Here is a 6,461-nt window from a genome sequence, read left to right on the forward strand (position 1 = left end):
AGTTAACTGTATGCTAACACCCAATAATTCTAGTAAATTGATTTTACTTATTTAAAAATTTCAACTATTCGATTTATAATCGAATAGTCTGCTCAATGCAATACCAGGGTAAGCGCAAGAAAAAATTGCCCATAATGTGCATTGGCTGGATATCGGTTGATCGTGGCTCGAAACCCCTATAATCTCGTAGAACTGTACTCGCAATAGAGTTAAGTTGTTGAGAATGACGCGGTCTTTTTCGAGGGTAAGCCACGGTTTATTGATTCTTGCGCTTACCCTGAATGCAATACCAATCAAATTAAGTCATAATCAGGACTATCTTTGGGAATATCCTGTAATAGTTAAAATTCAAAAATATATATTTTATAAAACTTGCTTAAGTTAGATGCGTTTACCCTGCCTTTAAGGATAGCAATACAATACTGAACTAAACCAATCAAAAAATTCAGTTGTTTTTATCTCGATTAACTGCTGAGATTAGCTAGTATAAACCACGGGTGCGTTCACTCAAAAACAAAAAGAAACTATGAAAAACCTAAGCTCCCGCATGCAGGCGGTGCAGTTGCCAGTCATTCCGATGGTTGCGGAACTGATCCGTAAATATCCTGAGACCATATCCTTAGGACAGGGGGTGGTCTATTATGATCCCCCCCCAGAGGCAATGGCAATGTTGCGTGAATTCTACAGCTTACCAGACAATCATAAGTACAAACCCGTACATGGAATTGCGGCCTTGCGAGAGGCAATTGAGGCAAAACTGCAAAGTGATAACGACATTGAGATCAACTCCGCCAACCGCATCGTTGTCACCGCAGGAAGCAACATGGCGTTCATGAACGCGATTCTAGCAATTACCACTCCTGGGGACGAGATTATTCTTCAAACGCCTTACTATTTCAACCACGAAATGGCGATTCAGATGGCTAGCTGTCATCCAGTGCTGGTGGCAACCGATGAAAATTACCAGCTACGTCCGTCCGCGATCGCACAGGCTATTACCGACAGAACCAAGGCAGTAGTTACCATATCACCTAATAATCCTACTGGGGCGGTATATTCCGAAGAGGCATTGCGTCAGGTAAATCAACTCTGTGGGGATCACGGAATTTACCACATCAGTGATGAAGCTTATGAGTACTTTACTTACAACGGGGTGAAACACTTTTCCCCTGGTGCCTTTCCCGAAAGTAGTCAACACACTATTTCTCTCTACAGCCTCTCCAAAGCCTACGGTTTTGCCAGTTGGCGGATTGGCTACATGATTATTCCAGAACACTTGTTTGAAGCAATTCAAAAGGTTCAGGATACAATCCTAATTTGTCCCCCAGTCATTTCTCAGTATGCGGCTTTAGGGGCATTGAATACTCGAAAAGATTACTGTCAACCTCATATTAATGCGATCGCGTCTGTACGACAGGTGGTATTGAACTCCCTGAAACGTCTAGAGGGTTTGTGTACCATTGGTTCTGCGGATGGAGCGTTCTATGTTTTCCTAAAAGTGGATACTCAGTTGGATGCTTTTGAGTTGGTAGAGAGACTGATTCGGGAACATCGGGCAGCTGTGATGCCAGGTAGCGCCTTTGGTATTGAGGACGGGTGTTACCTCAGGCTTGCTTATGGTGCTTTGCAAAAAGAAACTGTAGCAGAGGGTATTGAAAGATTCGTTGCGGGTCTTAACGAAATTTTACAAAAAGTTTGACCCAAGGGCAGGAGATGCAAAAAATATTTTGTATAAAAATTGACTCACAAATTGCCTACAAGGGGTGAGGTATCAGACCAGTTTTTTTTCTAGTGAACCCACCAAGCAGGGGTGGGTTCATAATACATGCTATTGAGACTGATGTCATCTAAACCTGCTTACTGGCTTGGTTTTGGCAAAGTCTGGTTAGGCGTTATTGATGCTTCTGTCTGGCAGAATCCACCATAACACCGGAGACAAAATCATACAGGAAATAGAAAAAATCAACACCAGTAATAGAACTTGGCTCAGTTCGCTATCCATAGGTCTTACCTCTTTACTATCGACTCAGGCTTTTTAAAGCCTCTAGATTTATACTTCAATCTGAGTTAAGTGTATTCCGGATAACAAATTCTGGGTAGTTCTTATGGTAAAGATTTGTCTACTCTGGTGATACTTATAGTTAACTTATAATAAGTTTTATTGCAAAGTCGCTGAAAGTAAAGAAATATCATCCCAAATACAGTTGACTAATTATCATTACCTTCTCAGGTAATCGGTAATTGGTCATGGGTAATTGACGGTTACCAACTCAACAAATTAGTGTTGAACATCTAATTACTAGAGTCAAACTCTTTAGAGTAATTTAATAAAGTCAACCTTTCTTAAATTAATAGATACAAAGCTGTAATTTTGGAGGTTTATCAACAGTAAATAACTCAACACCATATCTTTCCTTAGATACGATCGACTTTTCACCGATTGGCTTATTCTTGCTCAAAGCAATTTTCAATAGTGTTTTAGCACTTTCCTCCAGATGTCTATTGAAGAAGTTTGGTATTTTGTGCATCACAACAATGCAATGCTTTCGTCCTGAACATTACGATTTAGCACTACCTCGCACTCAACTTATCAACAATACCAATCACTGCCTCACGACTCAGTTTAGCTTGTCCGAGAGCTAAAACATCAAGTGTTGCATGAGCCAAAGCAAGAGGAATTTGACAAAAATTTCTAGCTGGACCTTTGGGAAGATCGTTAGTATAGGCATCAGCTAAAGAAAGATTTATACGGGCATACCTTTGCATAGTTTCTGAACTCCATCCCTGAGGAAAGAAATCCACGTGACGTGTCAAATCATCAGTTCGATTACGTAGAATGTTAACTGCCTGTAAGCCTCGACCAAAACCAATTGCCTGGTGACGATTTGTTTGGGTTCCATCATACCAAGCCCACAAATCAGAAAGTAATAATCCTACAGAACCAGCAACGCTGAAAGTATAGCCATTCAAATCACCCTCTGTACGAATCTTCCAACCGCACTCAACCCAGTAAGCCATTCTATCTGCCATTGCTGAAGTTGCTTCCCAAATTCGAGGTGCAATGGTTTCTGGTGCTAGAATTGCCCATTCACCAATACGAGTTGTTACCTCTGGAAGTGTTTCGTATTTACTTAAAACTGCAAGAAGTTCATCAGTAGTAGAACTAGCAGTATAGCTGTCGCCCATTGTTTGTAGGTTTAAGCTAATTGTTCTTAACAGCGCTGCTTTGGTAGACTTACCAAGTTGAGGATGATCTTCAATTTCATCAATTGCACGCATGCATAAGTAGGCAGAAGCGACAGCTTCTTGAAGGTCTTTGGGGAGAGTACTAATTGGAATATAAAAAGTCCGACTAGTCTCTTTGAGAATCTCTAAGCTACCTTTATAGGTCATCTTTACCAATCCATATTCGATATGGGGCAAATTTGAACAAGTTTTTTGGATGTGACTGAAATTTCAAGATATTATACCACTGTTATTTTGGATTTTATCCAGAATGTTGAATTTTGATACAAAATTTTACAAATTTAACGTAAGTTGCTAGTTACCGCTGTGGAATAGAAACGATAAAAATGCGCAACCTTATGCCAGTTAACTGGTTAAAAAAGCTATAGCGCTGGTTCAGGTGGAATAGGGAATAGCGCTATAGCTTTTTTAGATTAATCCACCCTGCGCGCCTCCTAGGGCGAGTAAATCCCCCTTGGGAGCATGTCACAAATGCCTAACATTTGTACGCTTATCTGGGTAATGGGTAATAGGTAATGGGTAATAGGTAATGGGTAATAGGTAATAGGGGGAGCATGTCAGAAATGCCGAATATTTTTACCATTACTATAGCCCCCGGGTAAAAGCCAAGCTCTAATGGTACATAGTTGATCTGTTCTGCAACTAAGACCGGCTCAATAACAGAATTTTTGGTGTTTTGTCAAGTAGTTCATTTGTTCGGCAAATTTGACCTGCTCCCATCCCCCTTGGGTCGCACCGCTATGTTTACATCTAAAATCAAAATGCTACATAGCATTTCCAAATAGAACATGAAACCAAATTTTGATTGCTCATAACATCAAAAAATACTTGTATTTCTTTCCTACTGATCCGAAGTTACCTTTATCCATCAATCGTAATTTCACATATCGTTTAAAAACGCTATAGATAATATCTCTTCAGGTTGACTGGGTTGTCAAAAAGCCCACCTACTTCATGCTTGATACTTTATCCTTGATACTTCATGCTTGATACTTCATCTTTTATTCTTTTATATAATGCCCAGAAGATACTTTGTGCTCTCTTACCAAAGTAAGACTAACCCATTGCCCTTTATCGTTAAAAGAGCGAATCAGCCGCTGACGTTGGTTAGTTTGCCACAACCAACCTACTTCTAGGAAGAAAGAATGACCTGGCTTAACCGTTATTGGACAAGTAGATGATGCCCCATCGGGCAATAATAAAACTTGAGTAGAAACAGCACCCTTCTCTTGGTGCGCGTTCCCTAGGTCGGGAAACCCGACCGGGGTCGCACCGCCGTCAAAATACAGAATTGACCCATCAATCTTAGCGCTAGAGGTGATGGTACGTAATGATTCTCCTGTGCCAAATGTGAGTTGTTGTACTAAGCGGTTACTTTCATGATGCTGAAGTTTAAGGTGAGTAGGATAGATGTTAGGCGATCGCAAATCAGAATAAAGGGTTACTGCCTCTCCACGCCACTCTCCGAGCAACTGTTCCAAGGTTAATGCTGGACGTTCTGGTGTATCCGTACCCGCCAGTTTTTCTCGAATTAAGGTCAACTGCTTCAGCTGACTCTCCCTGTTATACAGTTGCACCATCCGCAGACGACGGTTACCCTCAATCAAGCCAAATTCTGCCCCAAATTCGGGATAAGGAGCCCACTGTAGTGCGCCTTGGGAAAATGCACCAGTGTCAAAGAACATAAGATAGCGATCTACATGGGTGTATTCCAGAACTCGGTTGAATATAGCTTGTTCAGGTGGCAGATAGCGAAGAGTCAAACGAATTTTGTGGTTATCGTCGAGTCCTTCTATAGTGAGCACAGAGGGAATATCTTTTAACTGTTGCCCTTTTGGTGAGAATGTGGTAAAGGAACCATGCCAACTCCCTTGATTTTGCAAAAAACATTCCCATTGCGATCGCATAAGTAGTCCTTAGTGATTAGCTCTTAGTCATTAGTATCATTAGTTGTTAGTCGTGGGTCATGAGTCTGTCTACCAACCTCCATTCCATCATTGCTCTGTTGGTCTAACCACTTGCCATGACACTAACCACTGACAAAATACCAGAATTAGACCAAATTTTGGTAACCTCATTTTCCGATAGCGATGCTTTCGAGACTAACAGCTAAGCAGCTACCGAGCAAACCCACTGAACCCCCGAGAATCAACAGCAGTAAGGGTAACACCACAATTTTAAGTGGGTCAGGTGGCACCACTGTAGCGATAAATTCGATAAAATCAGGTCCAGTCGCGAGCAGATTAGTCAGAAATTGCCGCAGACCGATCAACAAAACCCAGGCTAGGGCTGCCCCAGCTACACCAAAAGTAATTCCTTGCAACATGAATGGCAGATAAATCCAGGATCTGGTTGCCCCAACTAGCTGCATAATCTCAATTTCCTGGCGTCTTGCGATCACAATCAGGCGCATTGTGGTGGTAACAACTGCCACTGCCGTCAGACTGAGAATGGTAGTAATGATCAGACTCACCCAGCCTAAACCATGATGAAGCTGTCGCATTTGTTTGAGAGTCTGATCCATATACTGCACCTGATCTATTCCTGGCAACTGTGACAACTGCTGGGCAAGAATTAGCACATCCTTTGGTTTGCTTACCTTTACCTTCAGTTCATCCACTAGGGGATTCCCTTCCAACTGTTCCGTAGCAGCAGCAATGTCCGAAATTCCCAGTTCCTCAACCAAGGATGCCCAAGCTTTTTCTTTGGAAATAGTTTGAACCGCCATCACCTTGGGCAATTTCTCAACTGCTGGTAAGACCATTTCTGCCTCAGCCCCTGGTTCGAGATAAACAGCCACTTCTAGTTGACTCCCCAACTGATTGAGTAGCCCACCTAACTGCCAGGAGGCTTGCCAGCTTATACCAAACAGAAACAATAGGACAGTGACTGTGCTAACTGCCGCCCAGTTGCTCCAGCCGCCACGTTGTAGACCTAAGAAAGTTTCCCGCAGCAGGTAGTCCAGTTGAGTGAGAAATTTAAACATCCGTCCCTGACTTGGTGTTACTGTTGGGTTCTAACCGATAGAGCTGCTAGTTTCCAGGAAAATCAAAAGCTGTAAAAGAATTTTGGGATAGCAATAAATCACAACAAACGTACGATTTTGACATAATACCCACCTATGGGCGACCAGGGATAATCAATGAAATCATTGGGGCGCAGTCCCCATCCCCTCTCTTGGTGCGCGTTCCCTTGAGGAGGTTCAGGCAGCGCCT

Annotated in this window: 4 protein-coding genes; 1 reads left to right on the forward strand and 3 read right to left on the reverse strand. The window is 42.2% G+C overall.

Annotated features, from left to right (window positions below; all coding sequences use genetic code 11):
• Nucleotides 1-526 precede the first annotated feature (526 nt).
• Complete coding sequence (locus F6K37_RS29515) at nucleotides 527-1,699, forward strand: pyridoxal phosphate-dependent aminotransferase (RefSeq protein ID WP_008187419.1); 1,173 nt, start codon at nucleotides 527-529, stop codon at nucleotides 1,697-1,699.
• A gap of 872 nt (nucleotides 1,700-2,571) precedes the next feature.
• On the opposite strand, the gene F6K37_RS29520 is transcribed toward F6K37_RS29515, so the two are convergent.
• From F6K37_RS29520 to F6K37_RS29530, 3 genes are all read right to left on the reverse strand, one after another.
• Complete coding sequence (locus F6K37_RS29520; protein ID WP_008187421.1) at nucleotides 2,572-3,393, reverse strand: squalene/phytoene synthase family protein; 822 nt, start codon at nucleotides 3,391-3,393, stop codon at nucleotides 2,572-2,574.
• Nucleotides 3,394-4,247: 854 nt separating this feature from the next.
• The gene (locus tag F6K37_RS29525) at nucleotides 4,248-5,153 is read right to left on the reverse strand and encodes a DUF3598 family protein (RefSeq protein WP_008187423.1); all 906 of its coding nucleotides are present in this window, start codon (nucleotides 5,151-5,153) and stop codon (nucleotides 4,248-4,250) included.
• Between the two features lie 167 nt (nucleotides 5,154-5,320).
• Entirely contained in the window at nucleotides 5,321-6,232 is a 912-nt protein-coding gene (locus tag F6K37_RS29530; RefSeq protein WP_008187425.1) for a cell division protein FtsX, read from the reverse strand.
• Nucleotides 6,233-6,461 lie beyond the last annotated feature (229 nt).

This window comes from Moorena sp. SIO4E2 (assembly GCF_010671945.1).
In the GTDB taxonomy this organism is placed as follows: domain Bacteria; phylum Cyanobacteriota; class Cyanobacteriia; order Cyanobacteriales; family Coleofasciculaceae; genus Moorena; species Moorena producens.